Genomic DNA, 24,690 nt, shown 5'->3' with positions numbered 1-24,690 from the left:
TACCGCATGAAATGCGATCGGTCGTCTAGTCATCGCCTACCAAATGGCTACACCGATAGTTACAGCCTGTGGGCTGCGGATTGGGAACACCCAGGAACTATTTTTGGTGTCCAACCGTGGAAACCGCGTCAACTAAAACCGTTGCGCCGACGCGACGCTTTGCGAACTAAAAAGTTTGCTAAGTCGAGCACGTAGGGGCGTATCACCTGGTGATTGTTTGCCAAAAGCGCTGCACACGCACCATGTGCCGCCATAAATATCCCCTATGCTCAAGGAGTGGTCGCTTCGCTCCACGGGTCGCAGTTGAAGGGCCAAGATCAGCTACATCAGCCGCGCCCGCGTGCTGTGCGGCGCAATAAACCACTTCACCAAGAAAGGCAAGAGTCATGGCTCGATACGGAACCATCAAAGAGGCCGCCGACCAATATCAGATTTCGGAAACGACAGTTCGGCGCTACATCGCAGAGGGGCGAATCACCGCTCATCGCGTCGGGCCGCGACTTATCCGAATCGACTTGGAGAAGGCGCAACGCGAATTGTTTGGTGACACCGGAACGGCAGCCTAAAACCCCGACCACAGAACTTGGAAGCCAATTTTGACCGACAAACCAGACGCCGACCGACCCACCAAAGGGGCAAGGGATCAACTAATAAACCAAGCCCACGCGCGGCTCGACGCTCACGGCATCGCACTGTCTCCGAGCAAGGTTGTGACCCTGGTAAAGGAATTTCAATCCAAAGTTCAACCACGGAATGTGGATTTCGGCGAATATCTCGACGCCGCTGCCTCAGAAATCAACGACAAACGCCTACGCGGTATCGCAGGCCAGCTACTTACGGACGAAGCCAAATCGGCCAACTTAACGCCATCACGTGGCCGGCTCCGCTCAACCCAGCGCGATCCAGTGGGGGAGAAAGCGACCTGGCAAGTGTTCGTCGACAGGGACATACCCGAAATCCTCGCCCGCGGCGAAGGCGAGGGGATTGTAAGCGGTGCCGATACAGAATGGCTGCTACTGACTAGACCGCCCCGGCGCGTCGACCGCGAACGCAACACGGGGTAGCCCAGAAGGCTACCCCCACCAAAAGAACCGTCAAGGCCCCAGAGAGAACTCTGGGGCCTTTCTGCTGTCATCTAGATGGGAGAACAACCGCAGTGACCGATCCCCCCAAAAATGGCGAAAGCCGGGGCACACCAACCCCGGCTCCGCACAAAGGTTCTGATTCCCACACCATCACCTCCGTAGAGCATACCCCCGCCTTGATCGATCCGTTCACCGTTCCATGCGGCTATTGCAATGCCGTTGCAGGACAACAGTGCATCAGTGGGATAACAGGTCGTCCACTACGGCGGGCACTCGCACATCCCCGGAGGATTTGCGCTGCGGAGGCGGTGCAGCATGACTGAATCCCGTCAAGTGTCATGGTGGCCGACACACGAGTTCATCTCAGCCCTGGTCGCAACATACGACCATTTACCGATGGCCGGAACACCAGTCTGGTGTGGCCTACCGGACACGGATCCCCGAAAGCTGCTTGCTCTAGCGGTTGCCGGATCTCACCACATTCTTAGAGTTGAGACCGCGCAGCAGCAGCGGGCGGAAGCGTCCAAAGCTGTTGCCGGATCCGCGGACTGGCCTGCGGTAGCGCAAGAGGTATTACAGCGCAACCGGATCCGCGAGACGCATACGTGGGCAAAGAGGGTGGCATCGTGACAAAGCCAGGCCAGAATGTTCAGCTCACAAGGCTTTCCGACGTAAAACCCGAACGTGTCGAATGGATTTGGCGGGGCTGGATACCCGCAGGCAAGCTGGTCACGCTGGACGGCGATCCAGGCCTCGGCAAGTCAACACTCTCTGATGACTTCTCGGCACGGGTGACGACAGCGGGAATGTGGCCCGATGGTAGCCGTTGCGAGCGCCCCGGCGATGTACTGCTGCTAAGCGCAGAAGATGGTCTCGCAGACACGGTTCGGCCCCGGCTCGACGCGGCAGGTGCGGATGTCACACGGGTACACGCGATCGAAGGCATTCCCGTTGTCGATGATTCGGGAGAACGCTTTCTGCGCCCACCCAGTCTCGGCGACATTGTCGCGCTTGAAGAGGCAATCACCGAGACAAGTGCCCGACTCCTCATCGTGGATGTCCTAATGGCATACCTGCCCAGCGGGGCTGACGCCCATAAGGACCAGGACGTGCGGCGGGTGTTGAACCGACTGTCGGCACTGGCCGATAAAACTGGATGCACCGTACTGCTGCTGAGACACCTCAACAAAGCGAAAGGCGGCGACCCGCTTTATCGTGGCGGCGGTTCAATCGGCATCGTGGGCGCCGCGCGCGCGGGGATGCTGGTCGCCGCAGACCCGGATGAGCCCGACCTTCGAGTCCTCGCCTCGGTGAAGTCGAACCTAGGCCCCGCCCCGGAGTCGCTGTCATACAGGCTTGTCGGCGAAGGTGATTTCGGGGTGGCTCGCGTCCAATGGGAAGGCCAGAACAACCACACCGCCCGATCACTGCTATCTGAGCACGCCGACGATGGCGACGACGCGGCCGTAGAAAGCTGGCTATCGGACTTCCTAAAGACGGGTCGCCGACGTGCGACGGAGATCTACTCTGCGGCGGATGCCGCCGGACACTCCAAAGACAAAGCCAAACGGGCCAAGAAACGCCTCCAGATCGACGCAATCCGAGAGAACGATGCCTGGTATTGGGTACTGCGCCCAGGTCAAGGGAGCAGCGCCCCCGCGGCCCGCCTAAACCCTGCTCCCTTGCTCCCTTGCTCCCTTGCAGGTCAAGGCGGCAAAAATACCCCCGAAAACACCCAAGGGAGCAAGGGAGCGGAAGACGGGTGGGAGGCGGCGACATGCTCGAACTGTCCCAAAGAGTTGACCTCATCCGAATCAATCGCCGTGGGGCTGTGCCGAGAATGCGCGCTTGTCGTGCAGAACACGCCTTCCCCGAGATCCCAGCCGACAGAGGTGGCCTAGTGATTGACGAACTTGACGGGATACGCACCGCAGCAGACGACGAACTCGGTCGGCACGTCATAGCCGACGACCTCGGCTCAATTGAGGTCCATGTCGACGAAATCGACCACCTTTGCTCGATGCCTCTACGTATCGCCCACAACGACGCGGCCGGTTTCGTACTTGAAGTAGGACCGTTCGACCTGGGCGGCAGAGAGGTCGACCGCCTACGCGAAGCAATCCGCCAGTTCGACGCCATCAACGCAGGTGTCGAATGAATCCACTTGACGACCTGCTAGGCGCACTCAACGCCGCGCCGGCACTGGCCGGTGCCAGGTGTTCAGGCCACCACGAACTGTGGGACGAAACAGATGATCCCGCAATCGTCGAATACACCCGCGATATATGCACCACCCGCTGCCCGGTTTTCGACCGGTGTCATTCCTGGCTCGAATCCCTACCTAAATCGCGGCGTCCCCCTGGCGTTGTCGCGGGCGAACTCTACCGGGCCCAATGAGTATCTGGTTGTCCGGCGACGAGATAGAGGCAGCGTTGTACTGCCTGCACGATGTGATCAGTCGCCGCCGGCTCGAGAACCGGGTGGTACCCCGCGAAGTGCTTTCACTAAAACACCGCCTCATCACTTCCGTCGACGGAAGTCAATCGGACAGTGTTGCAGAACAATTGAGTGATGACCTTATCGGCGCAGTTGAAGCCGCGGAGATACTCCGCTGCACGCCCCGTTGGGTTAGAGATATTCACGCCGACCTCGACGGCAAACGCGTCAGTGGTCGGTGGGTGTTCCCCCGGCACGCCGTACTTGAGTACGCGCGGAATTGGAAAGGATCTGCCGATGACCGCGATCGAGTACCTAGAGCTAGGTGTCGAACAATACCTCCGCGAATTGCCTGACGAGGAATTCGAGGCATTGGCGGCCCGCGTGCGACCGCCGAAACTACTGCGCGCCAACACTAAACGTGCTACCCACCGCGACAGGGCGGCTAAGTGATGGTCGCGCGGCACGACAGCGGAAGACTCTAAAACACAACCAACCACAGGTCCGTCCCAGACCGGAGAAATTGAGTGGTAACCCCAACTTTCACCCTCGGGTGGGGTGTTGCATGACCCAGCCTGACGACCTCTTTCCCTCAACTACCGCGAACTACGACTCGCTCGCGGCCCATGCGGCAAGAACCCAAGCCGATTGGGAAGCCGAAATGTACGGCAACGAAAATGACCGCTGGGGAAACGTCAACACCGGCCTACGCGGCGGCCTGGACCTCAACTATCCGCTACCCGTTGCCATCATGCGGTACATCGCCCAGCAGCTTGGCCTAGGCGGCGCGCTAGCCACACTCGATAGCGTCGGTGCCGCACTAAACGGGTTCTGGTCAACCCTTGAATCCAGTGCCAACACTGCGGGAGCCAACGCCACAACCGCCGTAAATCAGATCAGCAGCATGATCACCAACGCCGCTACCGGCACCGCCGCAGCACTGGGAACCGCGCTGGCGAACACCGTGACCAACGTGCAAAACACGTGGGACCGGTTCTGGGAAGGCATTTTTGGCGGCACAGCCTCAGGCAAGACGGCGGCGGATCTCAAGACGGCGGCGCAAACAGTGAATGCCACCGCCGCTACCGGTGTCGCCAACGCGAACACCGCCCAATCCGCTGTAGCCGCAACGAACACCGCACTGTTCGGGGCCAGCACCCCGGCAAGCGCCATCATTCCCGGCGCGGTGCCCGACGTTACACGCGACATGTCGAGCTCCACTCAGGCCATCATCAACGCAATCAATCAGCTTGCCGGCGGTAGCTCAAGCGGTTCAGACGAGGACTCGATTCGTACCGCGCTCCGTAATATTCCGCAGGGCAACATCATTCCCTTCGCCAGCCCGGCCGTATCGGTCACATCCGACGCGGGCCAAACAGTTTCCGGCTGGACCCTGTTCTATTCCGCGGGGGGAGCGTCGGGGACCCAGAGCGTGACGGGATCACACGAAGTTGGTTCCGGCGCCAACTTCGCGGTTGTATCTGTGCAGTACCACCTGTCGACGGGCAACGTGAACTCTGCTGCCCGATCGGTCACCTTCGGTTCACTGACGATGACATCGCTTGGCGGGCAGGGTCTTAACGGCAGTCTTGCGCAGGAGTTTTTCGGGGTCTACCTGCCCACACCTCCCAGCGGCGCCCAAACGGTTACCGTCTCTATAACCCCCTCCGGTACAGGCAAAGTTATCTCCCTGGCAGCGGAATCGGCGTCCTATTGCGGTGTCGCATCGGTCGGAGCAGTGGTCACCGCCTTTGTCGGGGCAGGATCGCTGACGCACACTGTCACCTCAGCAACCAACAACATGGTTGTTCAAGCATTCTCAATGTTCAACGGCTCTACCGGTGCCACACTCGGCTCATACAACAAGTCGCTGCGCGGTGACACTGGCGTCTACGGCGGCAGCCCCGCACTCACTGGCATGCTGTTCGGCGACGCGGCAGGGGCATCGACAGTCACATTCACCGCCACATCAACGAACGGGCTAAGCGGCAACAGCGCCGCTATCAACCTGCTCGCGGTTGGCGGCGGCATCATGGGATCCGGTTTCCGCGCCTATCGCGCCAGCACCACAGCAGTAACGTCGACAACGGCCAACACCGAAACCAAGCTGACCGGATCATTTTTCGACACCACCAGCGGGTCAGGCACATACAACACAAGCGACCTCACCTATGACACGACCACAAACAAACTCACGGTGAGCTACGCCGGTTGGTACACAGTGACACTCACACTGTCCTGCTCGTCATCGCTGGCAGTCTCAGCTTTCTTCTGGCCGATCCTCTACATCAACAACACGATTGCGCGGCGGGGGAGCTCGGTCTACGTGCCCAGCGGGGCATCCAACAATGGCACGTTCTCGACAACCTGGCAGGTCTACCTCAACTCCGGCGACTACCTCGAGCCCGGTGCCATGCGCTCGACAACCGGCGGCGCAGTCCTCGTAGGCGACTCCACGGGAGCGCTGTCCAGCTTTGAACTCGCCCTAACAAACCGCAGCGCCTACTAAGTCACTCCCACAACAGAAACGAGCACCCGACATGACGACCTACACAACCGGCCACATCAAGCGCAACCCCGACGACGGCACCGTAGCTGTCCGCACCGTCTTCTCCGAAGACGACCCATTCACCGCCGGCCAAGCCTGGCTAGCCGCCACGACCAGCCGAGGCGCACACGTCTTCCCGACATCGGTAGTGCAGGACTGGGACGACATTTACACCCCCGAGCCACCCGCTACCTAAACCGACTGCGGCCCGTCCCAAACCACAACAACACATAAGGATCAAACATAATGGAATACCCCACAGCACGAATCGCCGCCGTTCAGCAACGCCTCAGCGCCGCGCTCAACGACATTCGCAGTAATACCGCCTACAGCGACAAGGGCCGTAAAGCGGAGATGGCTAGGGCAACCCTGGCCGCCCGCCAAGAGGCCGCCCGACTCAAAGACGGGTTCATCGCCGACCGCAACGCCCGACGGGAAGCCCTCGAACGCAGACTGTTCGGCATCATCGGCTCCGCGTCCGCAACCGAAACCCTCAGCATGCGTGACGCCCGCACCCGCGCTAAAGGGATCACAAACAGTGAAGACGCACAGGCCGAACTGCGGCTAGCCAACCAGGCCGGCGATACCTTCCTGGCCCGCGCCATCACCCAAGTCGCCTTTAATAAGGGTTGGCGTGATGTTGTGGACACCTTCGCCGCCACCGCACCCCCGGGTGCCGCAACAGCTTTGGAAGAACTCAACAACATTCCCTCCGGGCCGCGCACCAACACCGCCGACGAACTCACCTTCCGAATCCAAGCCCCCACCGAACTACTCGGCGTGAATGACTCCACGCTCGAACTGATCGCCCGCAGCGACCAAGCCGGGGCGATATGAGCGACGCCAAACAGAAAGCCGTTGACGCGCTACGCACCTACCGCAACCCGGCCCCCGACGACGAACCCCCCGAACACCGGTTCGCCATGAGATCCGGGGCATCCACCAGACCAGTCGGCATCAAAACCAGAAAACAAGTTGCCGCCGACGCCTGCCGCGGAATCGACCCCGACCCACTCGCCACCACCATATGAGACCCGCACCCGATACCGCCCACGGCGATAATCCTTTCTCGCACAGCGGCATCGGGTGCACGGTGCCCAGCGGGTGTTGGGGGTGGCGCGACGCCACGACCTTCGCACCCACAGGCAAGGACCGCCCGCGAAGCGGAACACCAGCCAACCCGCTGGGCACCAAACCCCAGGGTTCATTCCCCTTCGGCCGGCGTCTCGCCGCCTTCGTCGTCCGAAGTCGGGACAACATCACTGCCCGGAGACAGCAATTGATGACCTACCTTCAAGAGCTCGGTTGCTTTAGCGGCCGCCTCTTTGCGCTCGGTCGCGAACTGGCTGCAGACCTTCGCGACCCCAGCCGGCGACAACGAGTGGGCCGCGAGAAGGGCTGCCGATTTCAGCACTGGCACCTTGATCTCCTCCAGGAGGCTCACGACCCGCTCGTTATCGCAAACGAACGACGCAACTTCGATTGCCCGCATCAACTCCGCCGTCGCCGGCCGCAACTTCTCGATGTCCTGCGCCTGGACAACACCCGCTTTGGCGTCGCCGCGAACGAAATCGCGGAGCAACTTGGCATACCAAGCGTTAGCCAGGTTCCATGCGCCGACAGCGGACGACACATCGATCAACGCGTCCCGGATCCGGTCGGCGCGTGCTTGTGCCAGATCCGCTTGGTATCGCTGCTCGGTGCGTATCGCTACACCCTCGGCCACCGTCAACGTCTTGCTCGAACGCCTCAACGTCAACACGTTGAAAAAGCTCGACACAACGATCGCGGCGATGGCCACCCACGCGACAGCAGTCACACCCCGGAACCTACTGCTCGACAACGACATAAGAAGCCCGATTCGATTCCGGCAACCAATGCGCCCGCTGCTTTCTCAACGCCTCACAGCAGCGTCGCGTCGACGATAACCCCTGCTCAGAGGCCTGGGGGAGGCACCCCCCAACGGCACAGCCAAAGCACGGTTGGCTTAGGGCCTGCCTGTCTGTGCATGCAACCAGAATTTCTGCCTAGAGAGGCTAACTAAATGAGTGAAACGAATAGTCTGTCGGTTTCTGCTGGTGAGCGGCTCCGCGCCGAGATGGATGCAGCGTTGCGGCGCGCTTCCGAGGAGCTTGGGCAACCGGCCGATCAGCCGTTGGAGTGGACGGAGCAGGAGGCCGCTGCGCTTGAGGCTGCCTGTGCCGCTGCTGATCGGGCTGAGGCGCTTCAAGTGGTCTTCGATACGGAGAAAGCTGGCGAGAATCGGCCCATGTTGTTGGTGAAGGTGTCGGCTGAGTTGCGGGCGCTGGACCGTCAGGTAGTGGACTTATTGGGGAAGGTGAATCCCGGCATCGGTGCTGCGGTGTCACCGAGACATCAGAAGGCGGCGCGTGGCCGGTGGGGGGTGGCGCGCTAGTGGCTAGGGTGAGGCAACCGGACGCGTACGGCAGGCCGGCGGCTCGGGCAGACGGGATCTATGGATTGCTTTGCCGCCGCGCCGAAGATGATGTTCGGGAGTGGGTAGCGCATCATCGAAATGAGCCTTATCCGCGGCAACGGATCCTCGACGCGGTGCGAGCGGGCCTGGCGGTGAATGTGCCGCGCGAGTGGCTCCCGGCGTCGGTTCGGGCCAGCGCCCCGATGCGTCGGGGCGATTTAGGTCTTGCGGTGATCTTCCCGGATCGGGCGATTGTGCTACCCGACGACACCATCACCTACACCGATGACCGCGACATGCGCCTGTGGTGCGAGGAGAGCGGAATCGCCTGAGCACAACACACATTAGACCCTCAGTAAAAAGGAGAACCGCAGAAAAATGGCTACGCCAACTTTTACCCTCACCGCAGGCGACGGCCTGAGTCAACTTGTCGGCACGGAACGGACCGCCCTGGCGGGCGCGCTGCTGGAGTTCACATGCGGGCTCACCCCCGGTGAACTCCTCGCCATCGATGACGGCCTAGACATCGTCGACACCGTCCGAGTGACCCTCGATGCGGATGGAAAAATCAATGGAGACCTTGGTATCGAGCTTCTAGCTGACGATCCCGCACTTAATCTCGCGGATCCGTTGCAGTGGCGGGTCAAGATTTCGAACGCCAAAGTGCGTGGTGTTCCGAAGACCATTGCCGCCTGGTCGTTTTTCGCGGGCTCCGATGGGGACTCCCTCGTCTTGGCTGAAGTGTCACATGTACCCGGGCAGACGGGGACCGGTCTTGGACGGGGCCTGCGAGGGTACCGCTCCGGGTTGGTGAAGGTGTCAGACGGTCCTTCCCCGCTGTATCGGTGGCAGGACGAAACCGGGACACTGTGGGGGGAGGCACGACCGTATACGGAGATCTTCGCTGATAGCGCCGATGAAGCCGTGACGGCAGCGGCGCCAGCGGCGGTGACTGCCGATATTGAGTCGCGGACTCCGACTGTTGAAGATTTGGGTGGTGGGCACGGGCGTATCAATATTGGTGGTGCGCATGGGCCGTCGTTCACGTGGCCTGCGAATGGTTGGTCGGGCATCACTGGCCGGCCCACGGTGCTGGACGGCACTGAAACTGGGGCCGAAGTACGTGCAGCAATAGAGCCCGGCTCGGCTTTCCTTATCGGTGGCGACAGTCTGTCGGCGGGCACGCTCAACGATGATGTGAGTGTCGCCAACCCCACATGGCCAGAGACGTTCGCTGGGGCCCTCGGCGTGGACGTTGTCAACCTGGCTCAGGGTGGGGCCGCGTCAGCGAATATCGCTACCCGACTAGGCGCTTTGCAACCGCTAATCACACTGTCAGGCAACAAGATTACGGCCGGCTCGTATCCCAGCAATGTCAATACGGTCACTGCAATCTCGCCCTCAGACGGTTGGCATCACAGCGTCATCGCCGCTCACCAGCTAGACCTTTTCGGCACCATTGCGGGTGTTCCGGGCATTCTGCGGCAGGACTTTTCGAGTTCCTACACGTTCAAGTTTCTGCCGTTCTCCACCCTCTCGGCGGATGTTCCTGTTTCTGCCGGGACACCGTTCATCTGTACCGGTGATGCGGTTTATCCCAACGACGACGGCAGCGCGCACCGGGACCGGACACTCATCGTCTGGACCGGCCCGAACAACGACCGATCCAACGTCGCGGCGATGATCCGCGACATTTCGACTATGCGGGATCACCTGACATCGGCGGGGAAAAAGTTTTACCTGCTGTCGATGACAAGCGACGGATCCGACGCTATTGCCGCCAATGCCGCTTTGGCAGCGGAGTTTCCGCAACAGTGGATTGATGTTCGCGGCTATCTGATGACGGGCGGTTTAGCGGACGCGGGTATCACACCGACCAGTGATGACACGACCGCGATTGCGGCAGGCAACATTCCGCGATCCTTTAGGCCATTGTCGTCAGTCCATATGACCCAGACGGCGTACGACGTGGTGGGCCGGTATGTGGCCAAAGTTATTGCGGACAATGCGATCACCATTGCGGGCAAGCCCGTGGCCCTCGGGTCGTCAATCAGCAAGGCTGAAATTACCGGGCTGGCCGGAACGGAATACGCAGACCCTGCCACCGACACCATATTTCGGCACGCTGTCGATGTGGGTGAGGCCACCGTCCCCCGAGAGATGGCCGACGCCAACATCTCAACCGGCAGCGGCTTACGCCGCTACGTGTTTTTCAAGGCCCGTAAGACGGAAACCATTACGCAGGTCCGCACGGTCTGCACTGTCGCCGCGGTGAGCACCCCGAACGCGTCCACGCTGTGCCGTATCGGTGTCTGGCAAGTTGACCCGGCCACCGGGAACCTGATTAACGGTGCGGTGACAGCCAATACCACCAGTCTGTGGACTGCCGCCCAGGCGTACACCACCGCCCTTACCACGTCGTTCTCGAAAGTGCGTGGCATGTGGATTTGTGCCGCAACGATTCAGATCGGCGCGTCGACAGCCCCGCAACTCATGGGACACAACGGGGTAGGAGCATCGGAAATGGGCGTCGCGCCAAGACTTTCCGCCATTACGGGGTCGCAAACAGACATCGGGTCGGCTGCTTTCGTCACCGCGCCTACATCCGACACCACCATCCGCCCCTACATCGTGTTACTGCCGTAATGCTGCGCTCTCAGGTGCGGGTCCGATTCCATTTCAGGCACCGCGGACACTCAAGTACCCGCGATTGCAATTGGCCCGCGTGCAAGCCTTCAACAATTTGGAATCCGCACTCACCGCATAGCATGTTGACATCGCCGCCGCTGCCGTCACCAACTACTAGAGGTTTCAACGGCTCGCCCGGTTTGCGCGGCAAGCCACCAAAATATTGCTCGCCTGGTCCGGGCTCCGGACCGACCACCAAAACGATATTAGGCAATTTGAATACCTTCCCATCACTATTCAGGGGGGACGGCTGTTGAGTCGTAATTCCAATGGTAGTCATGTTGGCAGGCGCAAGCGTCCTGCCCCCAGCCACCGGGGTCGGTGTCCCCACAGTGTTTACGCGTTTTGTCTAGCCCAAATTCGTGGTGGCACTTGGGGCAGGAATCGTCGTCTGACTTCCGGCGAATAAACGCGCAGATGTACACGACCCACATAGCGCCGCCCACTATCAGCAACCGCCAGTAATCTCCCATGGTGCAGCAGATTACAACGCAGCACATTCTTCAGGTGCGACATTTTGTCGCACCACCTCAGTGCTACTTCTCGGCTTCCCAGTGCGGTTCGTCCTCTTCCCAGTCCGCCATCGGGCGCGAGGGCCTGGCTTCGATGTTCGACTTGTAGACCTCGCCGTCGATTTCGGCCACTAGCCAGTACCTGCCATTCGAGAAGATCTTCGCGGGGATCGTGAAACTCAGCGCTTTAGTGCCGTGACCGACAATGTCGATGTCACGGGCAGACCAGACCTCTTCCTGGGTATTCGGGATGACTAATCGCACGACATCGATATGCACTGGAGGGTCATCCTGACCCGGTGTCCAGAACTCGATCTCGATCCTGCCGGGATTGCCCGGGTAAAGCCTGTTCGACCCCTCAAGCACTGGTCCATCGAAAAAGCTCTTCATGAAGCCCCATCCTAGGTTCACGCCCCTAACCCGGGGTGATTATGGATTTGGTGGGAGGCGCATTCGCCTCGACCCAGCGGATAGACGCACCATCGGCTGCGGCTCATCATCGACCGGTGCCGTGCTCGGTTCGCCTCCGACTGTCAGCGCCTGGATCGCCGCGTTCAGCTGTTCCTCGGTGAACCGGTACTTGCGACCGACCTTCATTGCGCGAAAGCGGCCAGACTTGATCTGCCGAACTACCCAGCCCTCGGGGTTCTTCATCGAGTCGCCTACCAGCTGTTCGGCGACCTCGGCGGCCGAGTAAGTCTTCACGCCTGTTTCGCCCGAAGGCTCTCAGCGTGCCGGCGCGCCGACCTCTCGGTGTAGTGGGTGTGCGTCCATGTGCCGGCGTCCCGTCCACCGCGGGTTTCGGTCCAGGTGATGCGCCAAACCTGGCGGCCCGTATCGGCTTCAAGTTCGGCATCGAGCGTCACATCTGTGATCTGAGTGGTGATCATCGCGGCTCCCAGGAGCGTGATTTCAACCAGGCATCCACTTCGGCGAGGTCAAGCCTGTAGTCGCGGCCCGCGCCGATCGCATACGCCTGCAAATAGCCCAAGCGCACCGCGGCGGCGATGAGGGGTTCACTGACCCGTACGTGTTCGGCGGCTTCGCGCTTAGTTGCCCAACGAACGAGCTTGTTGGGGCAGACGGTGGGGGTATCTAGGTCGACTGCATCAGTGGGGAACGTCTTCACGGGTTTCGACTCTAAGGTGTAGGCAAAGCGATTGCTGGTGAACAGTTTTGAGCATCCATGCTCGCTCGAAGCGCGCATGAGTGCGCAGCGACTGAACCGAACTGCGGGATATAGCCTCGCCCGGTCCTAGGAGAGTTAGGACCGGGCGAGGGTTCTAGTTGTAGGGGATGTGGTTACGGCTGGCAATTCACCTGTGGAGCGGATGTAGCAGATGTAGCAGATGTGTCGGGGGTGGCCCGCACTAACTGCAACACGGGTGCCGGTTCACCACGCCAGTCGCCGCCGCCCAGGGCAGCGGCTAGCTGAAACACCCCGTTCAGCGCGGCCAGCAGTTCGGGAGGCCACTCCAAAGCGGATGCACGAAACCAACTGGCTAACTCTTTCCGCAGCTGCTCTATGTCGTACTGCTTTGTGGGGGCGGTCATCGCTGCTCTAGTTTTGCGAGACGCTCGCGCAGTTCGGCGACGCGGACCGGGTCCAGATCTTTGACTCGCGTCGCAGCGTCGATCAACTCCCGCATGAGTGCCTTCCGTTGCCGCTCTAGCCGCACGCCGTTCGCCACGGCAATGCAGTCAACGCAGGCCATGTCGACCCACCAAAGGCCGGTTTCCGGATCCTCGTATTCGGTATCAGACATGTCGTCGGGCTCAACGAGCTCGTCATCGGGTGTCTGATCGGCAGCAGGTCCGTTCGGGTCGCGTTGAAGGATCATCGGCGCACCACATAACGCTGTGACTCTCTTGCTGCCATCAGCCCACGCGTCCCTCGCCTCATTCACCCAATAGCGGTGGTCCAGGCTCGGGTTACGGGGAAACTGGGCGAAGTAGCGGGCACGGAGCACTTCACGGTTGTCCATGTGCTTGTAGGGTGCGTCGCCACCCAGAACGTACCGCTGGATCTTTTCGAGAGAGTCCCGCCACCGCGCATCGCCGTCGAGAATGGCGTGGCAGGTGGGCTTACCGCAGCTGGTGCAGAGAAGCGTCCCAGTGGATCGCCATCCCCGCCGGTCCTCAAAGTCAAAGTTGCATGAGCGGTTCGGGTCACTTTGGCGGAATGAGTGTTTGGCGCTGACGGTGCGGAGGTTCCCGCACTCACAACACAATGCCTGTAGTGGCGGGCGGGTTCCGGGCACAGGTCGGCTATGCGTGGCCCGCTCGAGCCACACGCGCCGTAGGTGGGGGTACTTGAGCTCGCCACCCTGCCCACGGTGGGTTCGGCATTGTTGGCCGGCGTCCACGTTGCAAAACGGGCAGGGGTGTTGAAGGGCTGGATGTGGCTGATCTGTTGCGCCATTTTTAGGCATGGAGGTACGCTCCTGTTTGTCGAAGGTTTTCCCCGCTAGTAACGGGGCGAAGGTTTCCGGAGGGCGGTTCCCTTGCAGGGGAGCCGCTCTTTTTTCGTGTTAGAGCCACGAAAGAGCGGCGGTCACCTGTCCCAGATGGGACACCTGACCGCCGCGTGATTGGTGGCCCGCGTGGGCCGCTGGACTCACTCATCGCGCTCCACCGCCAATTTGGGCGTTCTCCCAATCGATTAGATCGGAGAGCCGGTATCGAACATGCCGACCGAACTTCGCAAACGGTGGACCCGTGCGCTGAACCGCCCAGGATTCAACAGTGCTCTTCGAGATGCGCAGTCGGGCGCAAACTTCGTCTCTTGTGAGCCACACCGTTTGCTCTGGGGCGGTCACCGCGTCCACCCGGCGATTCGTACTGGTGTGTGGCCGGTTTGCGCGCAATGCAGCCCGACATCAACAACGGCGCTGCCATGGAAGAGCCGTCGCTTGCCGCTCCAGCCGCACGCACACTGGCCGCGGCGGTTTAGGAAGGCTCCCGACACCACGGAAAAGAGGACGCGCGTTTTGAAACGCGACCCTTCCGGCCCGTCTGACATAGCCGCCCCCTTTTTTGCTCGGGGGCAACGACGGGGTGGTAATCAGGATCGCACGGGGATAACATCCACCTGGTATCTGAACCTAAACTAGCAGGTCAGATGGGGTGCCCCCGGCAGGATTCGAACCTGCGGCCTTCTGCTCCGGAGGCAGACGCTCTATCCCCTGAGCTACGGGGGCGCACGCACAGCTGCGCCAATGGGCTCCGACAGCCTAACGCATTCGGATGACTGCTCCTGCCCGCCGCATCATCTATCCCCGGGTCGCTGCGCTCCTGCCCGCCGCATCCATCCCCGGGTCGCTGCGCTCCTGCCCGCCGACCGCCCGCAGGAGGCCGAGATATGGATTCGGGCACTTACCACGTCAGACCATAGGATGGACCCCCGTGACACCCGCCGACCTCGCCGAGCTGCTCAAGAACACCGCCGCCGCGGTGCTCACCGAGCATGACCTGGATATCGCCGCCCTGCCAGCGACAGTGACCGTCGAGCGTCCGCGCAACCCCGAGCACGGCGATTACGCCACCAACCTGGCGCTTCAGCTGGCCAAGAAGGTCGGCGCAAACCCTCGTGAGCTGGCCGGCTGGCTGGCCGCGGCGCTGGCCGAAGCCGACGGAATCTCCGCGGCCGAGGTCGCCGGCCCCGGATTCGTGAATCTGCGCATCGAGGCCTCGGCGCAGGGCGTGATCGTGAGCAACGTGCTCGCGGCGGGCGCGAGCTACGGCAATTCCACCGCGCTCGATGGCACCAACATCAACCTGGAGTTCGTCTCGGCCAACCCGACCGGCCCGATCCACATCGGCGGTACCCGCTGGGCCGCCGTCGGTGACGCCCTGGGCCGGCTGCTGAGCACACAGGGTGCCGCGGTCACCCGGGAGTACTACTTCAACGACCACGGCGCCCAGATCGACCGGTTCACCAACTCCCTGATCGCCGCGGCGAACGGCGAGCCCGCGCCCGAAGACGGCTACGCCGGCGACTACATCAAGGACATCGCCGACCAGGTGCTGGCCAAGGCCCCTGATGCGATGAGTCAGACCGGTGATGAGCAGAAGGAGACGTTCCGCGCGATCGGTGTGGACCTGATGTTCAACCACATCAAGGAATCGCTGCACGAGTTCGGCACCGACTTCGACGTCTACACCCACGAAGACTCGATGCACACCAGCGGGCGAGTCGATCAGGCCATCGCCAAGTTGCGCGAGACCGGCAACATCTACGAGAAGGATGGCGCAACGTGGTTGCGCACAACGGAATTCGGCGACGATAAAGACCGGGTCGTCATCAAGAGCGACGGTCAGCCCGCGTACATCGCCGGCGACCTGGCCTACTACCTGGACAAGCGGCAGCGCGGATTCGACCTGTGCATCTACATGCTGGGCGCCGACCACCACGGGTACATCGCCCGGCTCAAAGCCGCCGCAGCCGCCCTCGGCGACGACCCCGACACCGTCGAGGTCCTGATCGGCCAGATGGTCAACCTGGTTCGCGACGGCCAGCCAGTACGGATGAGCAAGCGCGCGGGAACCGTCATCACCCTCGACGATCTGGTCGAGGCCATCGGCGTGGACGCTGCCCGATACTCGCTGACCCGCTCCTCGGTGGACACCCCGATCGACATCGACTTGCAACTGTGGTCGTCGGCGTCCAGTGAAAACCCGGTCTACTACGTGCAATACGCGCATGCCCGGCTGTCTGCTCTGGCCCGCAACGCCGCCGACCTCGGGTTGACGCCCGACACCGCACACCTGGAGCTGCTCACCCACGACAAAGAGGGCGCGCTGATCCGCAACCTCGGCGAGTTCAGCCGAGTACTCAAGGCCGGTGCGTCGCTGCGCGAGCCGCACCGGGTGTGCCGCTACCTCGAAGATCTGGCCGGCGACTATCACCGGTTCTACGACTCGTGTCGGGTGCTACCCATGGGCGACGAGGAGCCGGGTGATCTTCATCGTGCGCGGCTGGCTCTGTGTGCCGCCACCCGCCAGGTGATTGCCAACGGTCTGAACATCCTCGGCGTATCAGCACCGGAGCGGATGTGAACGCTCACCCAGCGGGTCCGCGCCACGCCGACGAGATCCATCACGGCGGCGCGCCGCAGCAACCGCATACCGCCGCCGACGCATTGTCACTCGCTCCGAATGTGTGGCCGCGCAACCTTGTTCGTCGTGACGACGGCGAGGTGTCGATCGCGGGTGTGTCGGTGACCGGCCTGGCTGCCGAGTACGGAACGCCGCTGTTTGTGATCGACGAGGACGACTTCCGCGCCCGGTGCCGCGAGATCGCCGCGGCGTTCGGCGGCGGTCACAACGTGCATTATGCGGGTAAAGCATTCCTGTGCAGCGAGATCGCGCGCTGGGTGGACCAGGAGGGTCTCTCGCTGGACGTCGCCAGCGGTGGGGAGCTCGCCGTCGCGCTGCACGCCGGATTCCCGGCCGAGCGAATTGCCTTCCACGGCAACAACAAATCTGTCGATGAGCTCGCGACTGCGGTCAAAGAAGGCGTCGGGCACATCGTGCTGGACTCGATCACCGAGATCGAACGTCTCGACACGATCGCGGGCGAAGCCGGCATGGTGCAGGACGTGTTGCTTCGGGTCACCGTCGGGGTCGAGGCGCACACCCACGAGTTCATCGCGACCGCGCACGAGGACCAGAAGTTCGGCCTGTCGCTGGCGAGCGGCGCGGCCATGGACGCGGTGCGCCGGGTGTTCGCCACCGATCACCTGCGGCTCGTCGGACTGCACAGTCACATCGGCTCGCAGATCTTCGACGTGGCGGGCTTCGAGCTGGCCGCACATCGGGTTATCGGGCTGCTGCGCGACGTGGTTGCCGAGTTCGGCGTTGACAAGACCGCGCAGATGGCCGTCGTCGACCTCGGTGGGGGACTGGGCATTTCCTATCTGCCCCAGGATGATCCGCCGCCTATCGAGGAGCTCGCCGGAAAACTCGACGAGATCGTGCGCAATGAGTCGGCAGCTGTCGGGCTCCCCGCGCCCCGCCTGGTCGTCGAGCCCGGACGGGCGATCGCCGGGCCGGGCACAGTCACGCTGTATGAGGTCGGCACGGTCAAGGACGTCGCGATCGGCTCGGGCGCCTCGCGCTGCTACGTCAGCGTCGACGGCGGGATGAGCGACAACATCCGCCCGGCGCTCTACGGGGCCGAGTATGACGTCCGGCTGGTGTCCCGGGTTTCCGACTCCGCGGCGACGCTGGCCCGGATCGTCGGAAAGCATTGCGAGAGTGGTGACATCGTCGTCCGAGACACCTGGGTGCCCGAGGACGTCACACCTGGTGATCTGCTGGCGGTGGCCGCCACCGGAGCCTACTGCTATTCGATGTCCAGTCGATACAACCTGATCGGCCGCCCCGCAGTGGTGGCCGTGCGCGACGGGCGGGCTCGCCTGATCCTGCGCCGGGAGACCGTCGACGATCTGCTGAGTTTGGAAGTGAGGTAAGAACCGATGACGGAAAAAGCAATAGGCGTAGCGGTATTGGGCCTGGGTAACGTCGGCAGCGAAGTTGTCCGGATCATCGAGGAGAGCGCGCCGGATCTGGCGGCTCGCATCGGTGCCCCGCTGGAGCTGCGTGGCGTGGCGGTGCGCCGGGTGTCCGATGACCGCGGCCTGCCGGTGGAGTTGCTCACCGACAACGTCGAGGAGCTGGTCTCCCGCGAGGACGTGGACCTCGTCGTCGAGGTGATGGGACCCGTCGAGCCCGCCCGCAAGGCCATCCTGACCGCGCTCGAGGGCGGCAAGTCGGTGGTGACCGCCAATAAGGCGCTGCTGGCTCAATCCACCGGAGAGCTGGCGCAGGCCGCCGAACGAGCCCATGTCGACTTGTATTTCGAGGCCGCGGTGGCCGGTGCGATCCCGGTGATCCGGCCGCTGACGCAGTCGCTGGCCGGCGACACCGTGCTGCGGGTGGCGGGCATCGTCAACGGCACCACCAACTACATTTTGTCCGAAATGTCTTCCACCGGAGCTGATTACAGTTCGGCTCTCGCCGATGCGAGCGCTCTGGGATACGCCGAGGCCGACCCGACTGCCGATGTCGAGGGTTACGACGCCGCGGCCAAGGCTGCGATCCTGGCGTCGATCGCGTTCCATACCCGGGTCACCGCCGACGACGTCTACCGCGAGGGCATCACCAAGATCACCCCGGAAGACTTCGAGTCGGCCAAAGCCCTGGGATGCACCATCAAACTGCTGTCGATCTGCGAGCGGGTCACCGGAAGCGATGGGCAGCAACGGGTTTCCGCCCGCGTGTACCCGGCGCTGGTGCCGCTGAGTCACCCGCTGGCCAACGTCAACGGGGCGTTCAACGCCGTCGTCGTCGAGGCCGAGGCCGCAGGCCGGTTGATGTTCTACGGCCAGGGCGCCGGCGGCGCGCCGACAGCCTCGGCGGTGATGGGCGATCTGGTGATGGCCGCGCGCAACCGAGTTCAGGGTGGCCGCGGTCCGCGCGAATCCAAGTACGCGCAGCTGCCGATCGCACCGATGGGCATCATCCAGACCCGGTACTACGTCAGCATGACCGTCACCGACCGCCCCGGCGTGTTGTCGTCGGTCGCAGCCGAATTCGCCAAGCGTGAGGTCAGCATTGCCGAGGTGCGCCAGGAAAGCATGGCCGACGAGGGTGCCCGCATCGTTGTCGTCACCCACCGGGCCACCGATGCGGCGTTGTCCGAAACCGTTGCTGCACTGGCCGATCACGACGCTGTCCAGGAAGTCAACAGCGTGCTGCGTCTGGAGGGAACCAGCGAATGAGCTCAATCAAGGCATCACCCGTACACACCCCGTGGCGCGGACTGATCGAGGCCTATCGGGACCGGCTGCCGGTCGGCGCGGATTGGACGCCGGTGACCCTGCTGGAGGGTGGCACCCCGCTCATCAGCGCGCCACGGCTATCTGAAAAGACCGGCTGCACAGTTCATTTGAAGGTCGAGGGCCTCAATCCCACCGGCTCCTTCAAGGACCGCGGCATGACCATGGCGGTCACCGACGCGGTCGCACGCGGCCAGAAGGCCGTGCTCTGCGCCTCGACCGGCAACACCTCTGCTTCGGCGGCGGCCTACGCCGCCCGGGCCGGGATCACCTGCGCGGTACTGATCCCGCAGGGCAAGATCGCGATGGGCAAGCTCGCGCAGGCAGTCATGCACGGCGCCAAGATCATTCAGATCGACGGCAACTTCGACGATTGCCTGGAACTCGCCCGCAAGCTGACCAACGATTACCCGACGATCGCGCTGGTCAACAGCGTGAACCCGGTGCGCATCGAGGGCCAGAAGACCGCGGCGTTCGAGATCGTCGACGCGCTGGGCATCGCGCCGGACGTGCACTCGCTGCCAGTCGGCAACGCGGGCAACATCACCGCGTACTGGAAGGGCTACCGCGAGTATCACCGCGACGGCCTGACCGAGCGGCTGCCCCGCATGCTCGGCACGCAGGCCGCCGGCGCGGCGCCGCTGGTGTCGGGTCAGCCGGTCACCAACCCTGAGACCATCGCCACCGCGATCCGCATCGGCTCGCCGGCGTCCTGGGACGGTGCCGTGACGGCCCAGCAGGACTCCGGCGGCCGGTTCCTGGCAGCCACGGACGAGGAGATTTTGGCCGCATATCACCTGGTCGCGGAGTTGGAGGGCGTGTTCGTCGAGCCGGCGTCGGCCGCCAGCATCGCCGGTCTGCTCAAGTCCGTCGAGGACGGCTGGGTCACGCCAGGCTCCTCAGTGGTGTGCACCGTGACCGGCAACGGTCTGAAGGATCCGGACACCGCGCTGCGCGACATGCCTACGGTGAAACCGTTGCCGGTGGATCCGGGCGCCGTCGTCGCCGAGCTGGGCTTGGTCTGAGAGACGCACCCGGTGACCGTGAAACTGCCTGCCGGCCTGACCTCCCACGCCACCGTGGCGGCGTCCAGCGCCAACCTCGGTCCGGGCTTCGACAGCCTCGGCCTGGCGCTGGGACTTTACGACGAGATCGTGGTCGAGACCACCGACGCCGGGCTGATCATCGAGGTGGAGGGCGAAGGGGCCGGGCAGGTGCCGCAGACCGCCGAGCATCTGGTGGTCCGGGCTCTGCACCGGGGTTTGACGGCAGGTGGTTCCGGCGTCCCGGGACTGCTCGTGCGCTGCCGCAACGCCATTCCGCACTCGCGGGGTCTCGGCTCGTCCGCGGCGGCGGTCGTCGGAGGGCTGGCAGCCGCGAATGGCCTTCTGGCACAAGCGGATTTGCAGCCGTTGACGGACGCGCAGCTGATCCAGCTGTCGTCGGAGTTCGAAGGTCATCCCGACAACGCGTCGGCCGCGGTGCTCGGTGGGGCCGTAGTGTCGTGGACCGACACCCGCACGGCGCCCGCGACGTATTCGGCGGCGCCGCTGCGACTGCACCCGGACATCCGGCTGTTTCCGGGAATCCCGCAAGTACGGTCGTCGACCGCGGAGACCCGCGTGCTGCTGCCTGATCACGTCAGCCACGTGGATGCGCGCTTCAACCTGAGCCGGGCAGCGTTGCTGGTGGTTGCGCTCACGGAGCGGCCGGACTTGCTGATGGCGGCCACCGAGGACGTTCTGCACCAGCCGCAGCGCGGCCCGGCCATGCCGGCCTCGGCGGAATACCTGCAGGTGTTGCGGCGTTGTGGAGTGCCAGCGGTGCTTTCCGGTGCTGGTCCGTCGGTCTTGGCCCTCACGACCAGCGCGGAGCTGCCGGCCGAGGCCGTCGAGTTCGGCACCGCGATGGGATTCACCGTCAGCGAGATGAGCGTCGGCGAAGCAGTTCGCTGGAGCTCGGGCGTCGCAGTCCGCGGCTGAGTTGCGCACACGCCGGTGGCGATTTCTTGCTTTCCGGCGCTAAAGGGGGATATCCTCGGTGCCGTCCCGGCAATCGCAGCGACTGTTCCTGCGCCGACACTAGGACGACCACCAATTTCTCTTGTGTTCAACTCATGGACTGACGGTTCGCCATATCTCCATGGTCGCGAATCCCGGCGATCACCGTTGACACACAGACGATGGTGAGACTTCGCATTCAGCGAATCGGCTGAGTGCCAGAACCCCTCGCCCCGATGAAACGGCGGGGGAAAGAAAGGAAATCCGTGACCGATACGGACCTGATCACGGCTGCAGAACGTGCCCCGCAGACGGAGGCGCCGGCTGTGACCGCAGAATCCCCCTCGGCGCCTGATTCTCGGCCGGAGACCTCCCCGCAGGCAGCCCCCAGTGGGGACGCCGGCTCGAGCGGCTCGCTCTCAACAATGGTTTTGCCCGAACTTCGTGCCCTGGCCAGCCGAGTGGGCGTCAAGGGAACCTCCGGAATGCGCAAGAGCGATCTCATCGCCGCCATCAAGGAGCACCAGAACGGGAGCAACGGGACCGCCCCGCGCAGTGCCGACACCGCCGAGAAGGCGCCTGCCGCCCAGCCCACCGAGGCTCGCGACAACGCCGAGAACACCGCCGACACCGCCACCGCTGACACCAATGGCGGCGAGCCGCGCCGCCGTGAGCGGCGCACCGCGACCCGTCAGGCCGGCGCCACCGGCTCCGACGCCGTAGAGCAGCCGAAGTCGCAGGACAACCGACCCGAGCAGGGCGAGAAGAAGTCCGAGAACAAGGCCGACAACCGCGATTCGGGTGACCAGGGCGGCGCCAACCAGTCCGGCGGCCAGCAGAACCAGAACCGCGGCGACAACCAGAACCGCGGTGACAACCAGAACCGTGGTGACAACCAGAACCGTGGTGACAACCAGAACCGTGGTGACAACCAGAACCGCGGCGACAACCAGAACCGCGGCGACAACCAGAACCGCGGCGATGACGACGACGACCGCCAGGGCCGTCGCGGCCGCCGGTTCCGTGACCGTCGCCGCCGCGGTGAGCGGCAGGGCGGCGAGGGCGGTGGCGGCAACGACACCGAACTCCGCGAAGACGACGTCGTCCAGCCGGTCGCCGGCATCCTCGACGTGCTGGACAACTACGCGTTCGTCCGCACCTCGGGCTACCTGGCCGGTCCGAACGATGTCTACGTCTCGATGAACATGGTCCGCAAGAACGGCCTGCGCCGCGGCGACGCCGTCACCGGTGCAGTCCGGGTGGCCAAAGAAGGCGAGCAGAACAACCAGCGGCAGAAGTTCAACCCGCTGGTCCGGCTGGACAGCGTCAACGGCGGCCCGGTCGAGGCGGCCAAGAACCGCCCCGACTTCACCAAGATGACGCCGCTGTACCCGAACCAGCGACTGCGCCTGGAGACCACCAGCGACCGGCTGACCACCCGCGTGATCGACCTGATCATGCCTATCGGTAAGGGCCAGCGTGCCCTGATCGTGTCGCCGCCCAAGGCCGGTAAGACCACGATCATGCAGGACATCGCGAACGCGATCACCCGCAACAACCCCGAGTGCCACCTGATGGTGGTGCTGGTCGACGAGCGTCCCGAAGAAGTCACCGACATGCAGCGGTCGGTCAAGGGTGAGGTCATCGCCTCCACCTTCGACCGCCCGCCGTCAGACCACACCCAGGCCGCCGAGCTGGCCATCGAGCGGGCCAAGCGCCTGGTCGAGCAGGGTAAGGACGTCGTCGTGCTGCTCGACTCGATCACCCGGCTCGGCCGCGCCTACAACAACGCCTCGCCGGCGTCCGGGCGCATCCTGTCCGGTGGTGTGGATTCGACCGCGCTGTATCCGCCCAAGCGGTTCCTGGGCGCGGCCCGCAACATCGAGCACGGTGGCTCGCTGACGATCATCGCGACGGCAATGGTGGAGACCGGTTCGACCGGTGACACCGTGATCTTCGAAGAGTTCAAGGGCACCGGCAACGCCGAGCTCAAGCTCGACCGCAAGATCGCTGAGCGCCGGGTGTTCCCCGCGGTCGACGTCAACCCGTCGGGCACCCGCAAGGACGAGCTGCTGCTCAGCCCCGACGAGTTTGCGATCGTGCACAAGCTGCGGCGCGTGCTGTCCGGGCTGGACTCGCATCAGGCCATCGACCTGCTGATGAGCCAGCTGCGCAAGACCAAGAACAACTACGAGTTCCTCGTTCAGGTATCCAAGACCACGCCGGGCGGCCCCGCCGGCAACGGCGACATCGACTAGCCCGAGGCTTCGGCGCGCCGGCGTGCGCTCAGCGCACGTTTTCGCGCCGAACTAGCTCTGCCGCAGCGCGTCCATGCCGGGCGCCAGCAGACCGTCGAGTTCCGACCAGGGCACTGTGATCGTCGGTGTGCCGTGGAAGAACTGATAGTCGGCGAAGTGGATGTCCAACCCCGCTGGCGTCGGAATCCAGTTCGCAAAGTTCGCTTCCACAGGCGCGTTGCCCGGTTCGTCGGGCATCGGCGTGGGCCCCACTCCGCTGACGGCGGGCAGTAGCGCTTTGGTCTGTTCGGAGAGCTTGTCCAAGCCCGCTTGCTTGTCGGTAAACAAGTCTCCCAACGTGATCGGCTTGGCGCTGCGCGCGTCGATCACCACGGTGCTGACGAAGCTGCTCGGATGCGCCGACGGGGTGTGTACATACAGGCCGCTGATCAGTTCCGACACCGATGCGCCACCGAAGTAGATCTGCGGTTGGGTCTCAAACGTCCAAGTGCCGTCCGGGTCGGCGTCGCGTTTGACCGGTTCCAGCTGCCCGGCTGCGGACGCGTGCACCGCGCTGTTGAAGGCGCTGGCCACCCGCGGATCGCCACCGGTGATGGTGTCGACGACCAGTGTCCATCGGCCTTTGCCGTCGGTGGTGGCATCCCCGGCGGTGGACCGGGTGACCGAGTAGGTCTGCTTGTTGGCGACGCCCGTGCTGGGCGCCTCGGTCGTCGGCGACGCGGTCGCGGATCCCGACGAACTGACAGCCGCTGTGGTGGCCGTCGTCTTCGCAGATGTGCTTGTCGAACCCCCACATGCGGTGAGGCCGACGGCCAAAGCTGCAACCAAGACCGCCCCCCGGCGGCTGCGTGTGCCCATGCCTGACATTGTGTCAGGCGGTCACTC

At 63.4% G+C, this 24,690-nt stretch carries 24 protein-coding genes and 1 tRNA gene; 17 read left to right on the top strand and 8 right to left on the bottom strand.

The annotated features are described in order from the left end of the window. The first annotated feature begins 386 nt into the window (after positions 1-386). The 9 genes from AB4879_RS04270 (at position 387) to AB4879_RS04230 (ending at position 6,906) form a co-directional block, all read left to right on the top strand. On the top strand, positions 387-566 hold the full coding sequence (locus tag AB4879_RS04270) for an excisionase family DNA-binding protein (protein WP_370506584.1): 180 nt from the start codon (positions 387-389) through the stop codon (positions 564-566). A 30-nt stretch (positions 567-596) separates the two neighbouring features. Then, positions 597-1,064: a hypothetical protein gene (locus AB4879_RS04265; protein ID WP_370506583.1), complete on the top strand. Its 468-nt coding sequence runs from the start codon at positions 597-599 to the stop codon at positions 1,062-1,064. 336 nt (positions 1,065-1,400) lie between these two features. After that, positions 1,401-1,715 carry a DUF2742 domain-containing protein gene (locus tag AB4879_RS04260; protein WP_370506582.1) on the top strand — a complete coding sequence of 105 codons (315 nt, stop codon included), beginning with the start codon at positions 1,401-1,403 and terminating at the stop codon, positions 1,713-1,715. Beyond that, a complete protein-coding gene (locus AB4879_RS04255) occupies positions 1,712-2,986 on the top strand; it encodes an AAA family ATPase (protein ID WP_370506581.1) in 1,275 nt (424 codons plus the stop codon). Before AB4879_RS04260 ends, AB4879_RS04255 begins: the two co-directional genes overlap by 4 nt. Beyond that, positions 2,986-3,243: a hypothetical protein gene (locus tag AB4879_RS04250; RefSeq protein ID WP_370506580.1), complete on the top strand. Its 258-nt coding sequence runs from the start codon at positions 2,986-2,988 to the stop codon at positions 3,241-3,243. Before AB4879_RS04255 ends, AB4879_RS04250 begins: the two co-directional genes overlap by 1 nt. A gap of 575 nt (positions 3,244-3,818) precedes the next feature. Next, on the top strand, positions 3,819-3,974 hold the full coding sequence (locus tag AB4879_RS04245) for a hypothetical protein (protein ID WP_370506579.1): 156 nt from the start codon (positions 3,819-3,821) through the stop codon (positions 3,972-3,974). Positions 3,975-4,086: 112 nt separating this feature from the next. Beyond that, positions 4,087-6,030: a hypothetical protein gene (locus AB4879_RS04240; RefSeq protein WP_370506578.1), complete on the top strand. Its 1,944-nt coding sequence runs from the start codon at positions 4,087-4,089 to the stop codon at positions 6,028-6,030. Between the two features lie 31 nt (positions 6,031-6,061). Then, positions 6,062-6,265 carry a hypothetical protein gene (locus AB4879_RS04235; protein ID WP_370506577.1) on the top strand — a complete coding sequence of 68 codons (204 nt, stop codon included), beginning with the start codon at positions 6,062-6,064 and terminating at the stop codon, positions 6,263-6,265. A 50-nt stretch (positions 6,266-6,315) separates the two neighbouring features. After that, positions 6,316-6,906, top strand: coding sequence for a hypothetical protein (locus tag AB4879_RS04230; protein WP_370506576.1), 591 nt, complete (start codon positions 6,316-6,318; stop codon positions 6,904-6,906). Between the two features lie 367 nt (positions 6,907-7,273). On the opposite strand, the gene AB4879_RS04225 is transcribed toward AB4879_RS04230, so the two are convergent. Next, positions 7,274-7,888 carry a hypothetical protein gene (locus tag AB4879_RS04225; RefSeq protein WP_370506575.1) on the bottom strand — a complete coding sequence of 205 codons (615 nt, stop codon included), beginning with the start codon at positions 7,886-7,888 and terminating at the stop codon, positions 7,274-7,276. A gap of 225 nt (positions 7,889-8,113) precedes the next feature. On the opposite strand from AB4879_RS04225, the gene AB4879_RS04220 reads away from it, so the two are divergent. Beyond that, entirely contained in the window at positions 8,114-8,485 is a 372-nt protein-coding gene (locus tag AB4879_RS04220) for a hypothetical protein (protein WP_370506574.1), read from the top strand. Positions 8,486-8,884: 399 nt separating this feature from the next. Continuing rightward, the gene (locus tag AB4879_RS04215; RefSeq protein ID WP_370506572.1) at positions 8,885-11,152 is read left to right on the top strand and encodes a hypothetical protein; all 2,268 of its coding nucleotides are present in this window, start codon (positions 8,885-8,887) and stop codon (positions 11,150-11,152) included. A gap of 578 nt (positions 11,153-11,730) precedes the next feature. Here AB4879_RS04215 and AB4879_RS04210 read toward each other — a convergent pair. The 6 genes from AB4879_RS04210 to AB4879_RS04185 all read right to left on the bottom strand — a co-directional run bounded on the left by AB4879_RS04210 (position 11,731) and on the right by AB4879_RS04185 (position 14,906). After that, positions 11,731-12,096, bottom strand: a complete 366-nt coding sequence (locus AB4879_RS04210) for a hypothetical protein (RefSeq protein ID WP_370506571.1) — start codon at positions 12,094-12,096, stop codon at positions 11,731-11,733. 311 nt (positions 12,097-12,407) lie between these two features. After that, a complete protein-coding gene (locus tag AB4879_RS04205) occupies positions 12,408-12,596 on the bottom strand; it encodes a hypothetical protein (RefSeq protein WP_370506570.1) in 189 nt (62 codons plus the stop codon). After that, positions 12,593-12,835 carry an excisionase family DNA-binding protein gene (locus AB4879_RS04200; protein ID WP_370506569.1) on the bottom strand — a complete coding sequence of 81 codons (243 nt, stop codon included), beginning with the start codon at positions 12,833-12,835 and terminating at the stop codon, positions 12,593-12,595. The genes AB4879_RS04205 and AB4879_RS04200 overlap by 4 nt, the downstream gene beginning before the upstream one ends. A gap of 421 nt (positions 12,836-13,256) precedes the next feature. After that, complete coding sequence (locus tag AB4879_RS04195; RefSeq protein ID WP_370506568.1) at positions 13,257-13,691, bottom strand: hypothetical protein; 435 nt, start codon at positions 13,689-13,691, stop codon at positions 13,257-13,259. A 636-nt stretch (positions 13,692-14,327) separates the two neighbouring features. After that, positions 14,328-14,504, bottom strand: a complete 177-nt coding sequence (locus AB4879_RS04190) for a helix-turn-helix transcriptional regulator (RefSeq protein WP_370506632.1) — start codon at positions 14,502-14,504, stop codon at positions 14,328-14,330. 329 nt (positions 14,505-14,833) lie between these two features. Further along, positions 14,834-14,906: transfer RNA gene (locus AB4879_RS04185), tRNA-Arg, on the bottom strand. Between the two features lie 205 nt (positions 14,907-15,111). On the opposite strand from AB4879_RS04185, the gene argS reads away from it, so the two are divergent. The 6 genes from argS to rho all read left to right on the top strand — a co-directional run bounded on the left by argS (position 15,112) and on the right by rho (position 23,805). Further along, positions 15,112-16,764, top strand: coding sequence for an arginine--tRNA ligase (gene argS, locus AB4879_RS04180; protein ID WP_370506567.1), 1,653 nt, complete (start codon positions 15,112-15,114; stop codon positions 16,762-16,764). 35 nt (positions 16,765-16,799) lie between these two features. Beyond that, positions 16,800-18,179: a diaminopimelate decarboxylase gene (lysA, locus tag AB4879_RS04175; protein ID WP_370506631.1), complete on the top strand. Its 1,380-nt coding sequence runs from the start codon at positions 16,800-16,802 to the stop codon at positions 18,177-18,179. 6 nt (positions 18,180-18,185) lie between these two features. Beyond that, complete coding sequence (locus AB4879_RS04170; RefSeq protein ID WP_370506566.1) at positions 18,186-19,490, top strand: homoserine dehydrogenase; 1,305 nt, start codon at positions 18,186-18,188, stop codon at positions 19,488-19,490. Next, complete coding sequence (gene thrC, locus AB4879_RS04165; protein ID WP_370506565.1) at positions 19,487-20,572, top strand: threonine synthase; 1,086 nt, start codon at positions 19,487-19,489, stop codon at positions 20,570-20,572. Before AB4879_RS04170 ends, thrC begins: the two co-directional genes overlap by 4 nt. Positions 20,573-20,584: 12 nt before the next feature. Continuing rightward, positions 20,585-21,529, top strand: a complete 945-nt coding sequence (gene thrB / locus AB4879_RS04160) for a homoserine kinase (RefSeq protein WP_370506564.1) — start codon at positions 20,585-20,587, stop codon at positions 21,527-21,529. A gap of 284 nt (positions 21,530-21,813) precedes the next feature. Continuing rightward, positions 21,814-23,805 (top strand): transcription termination factor Rho, encoded by a 1,992-nt coding sequence (gene rho, locus AB4879_RS04155; RefSeq protein WP_370506563.1) that lies wholly within the window; start codon positions 21,814-21,816, stop codon positions 23,803-23,805. A 51-nt stretch (positions 23,806-23,856) separates the two neighbouring features. Here rho and AB4879_RS04150 read toward each other — a convergent pair whose 3' ends face one another. Further along, on the bottom strand, positions 23,857-24,663 hold the full coding sequence (locus tag AB4879_RS04150; RefSeq protein WP_370506562.1) for an RsiV family protein: 807 nt from the start codon (positions 24,661-24,663) through the stop codon (positions 23,857-23,859). Between the last annotated feature and the right edge of the window lie 27 nt (positions 24,664-24,690).

The sequence above is a fragment of the Mycobacterium sp. SA01 genome, assembly GCF_041287105.1.
Classification (GTDB): domain Bacteria; phylum Actinomycetota; class Actinomycetes; order Mycobacteriales; family Mycobacteriaceae; genus Mycobacterium.
Note: the sequence above shows the minus strand (reverse complement) of the source record. Positions and strands in the feature narration are given on the sequence as shown.

Excerpts from the sequence above, each read along its gene's own strand:
- AB4879_RS04270 (WP_370506584.1), top strand. The coding sequence starts at position 387 with ATGGCTCGATACGGAACCATCAAAGAGGCCGCCGACCAATATCAGATT.
- AB4879_RS04260 (WP_370506582.1), top strand. The coding sequence starts at position 1,401 with ATGACTGAATCCCGTCAAGTGTCATGGTGGCCGACACACGAGTTCATC.
- AB4879_RS04245 (WP_370506579.1), top strand. The coding sequence starts at position 3,819 with ATGACCGCGATCGAGTACCTAGAGCTAGGTGTCGAACAATACCTCCGC.
- AB4879_RS04240 (WP_370506578.1), top strand. The coding sequence starts at position 4,087 with ATGACCCAGCCTGACGACCTCTTTCCCTCAACTACCGCGAACTACGAC.
- AB4879_RS04235 (WP_370506577.1), top strand. The coding sequence starts at position 6,062 with ATGACGACCTACACAACCGGCCACATCAAGCGCAACCCCGACGACGGC.
- AB4879_RS04230 (WP_370506576.1), top strand. The coding sequence starts at position 6,316 with ATGGAATACCCCACAGCACGAATCGCCGCCGTTCAGCAACGCCTCAGC.
- AB4879_RS04220 (WP_370506574.1), top strand. The coding sequence starts at position 8,114 with ATGAGTGAAACGAATAGTCTGTCGGTTTCTGCTGGTGAGCGGCTCCGC.
- AB4879_RS04215 (WP_370506572.1), top strand. The coding sequence starts at position 8,885 with ATGGCTACGCCAACTTTTACCCTCACCGCAGGCGACGGCCTGAGTCAA.
- AB4879_RS04210 (WP_370506571.1), bottom strand. The coding sequence starts at position 12,096 with ATGAAGAGCTTTTTCGATGGACCAGTGCTTGAGGGGTCGAACAGGCTT.
- AB4879_RS04205 (WP_370506570.1), bottom strand. The coding sequence starts at position 12,596 with ATGATCACCACTCAGATCACAGATGTGACGCTCGATGCCGAACTTGAA.
- AB4879_RS04195 (WP_370506568.1), bottom strand. The coding sequence starts at position 13,691 with ATGGACAACCGTGAAGTGCTCCGTGCCCGCTACTTCGCCCAGTTTCCC.
- AB4879_RS04170 (WP_370506566.1), top strand. The coding sequence starts at position 18,186 with ATGACGGAAAAAGCAATAGGCGTAGCGGTATTGGGCCTGGGTAACGTC.
- thrC (WP_370506565.1), top strand. The coding sequence starts at position 19,487 with ATGAGCTCAATCAAGGCATCACCCGTACACACCCCGTGGCGCGGACTG.
- AB4879_RS04150 (WP_370506562.1), bottom strand. The coding sequence starts at position 24,663 with ATGGGCACACGCAGCCGCCGGGGGGCGGTCTTGGTTGCAGCTTTGGCC.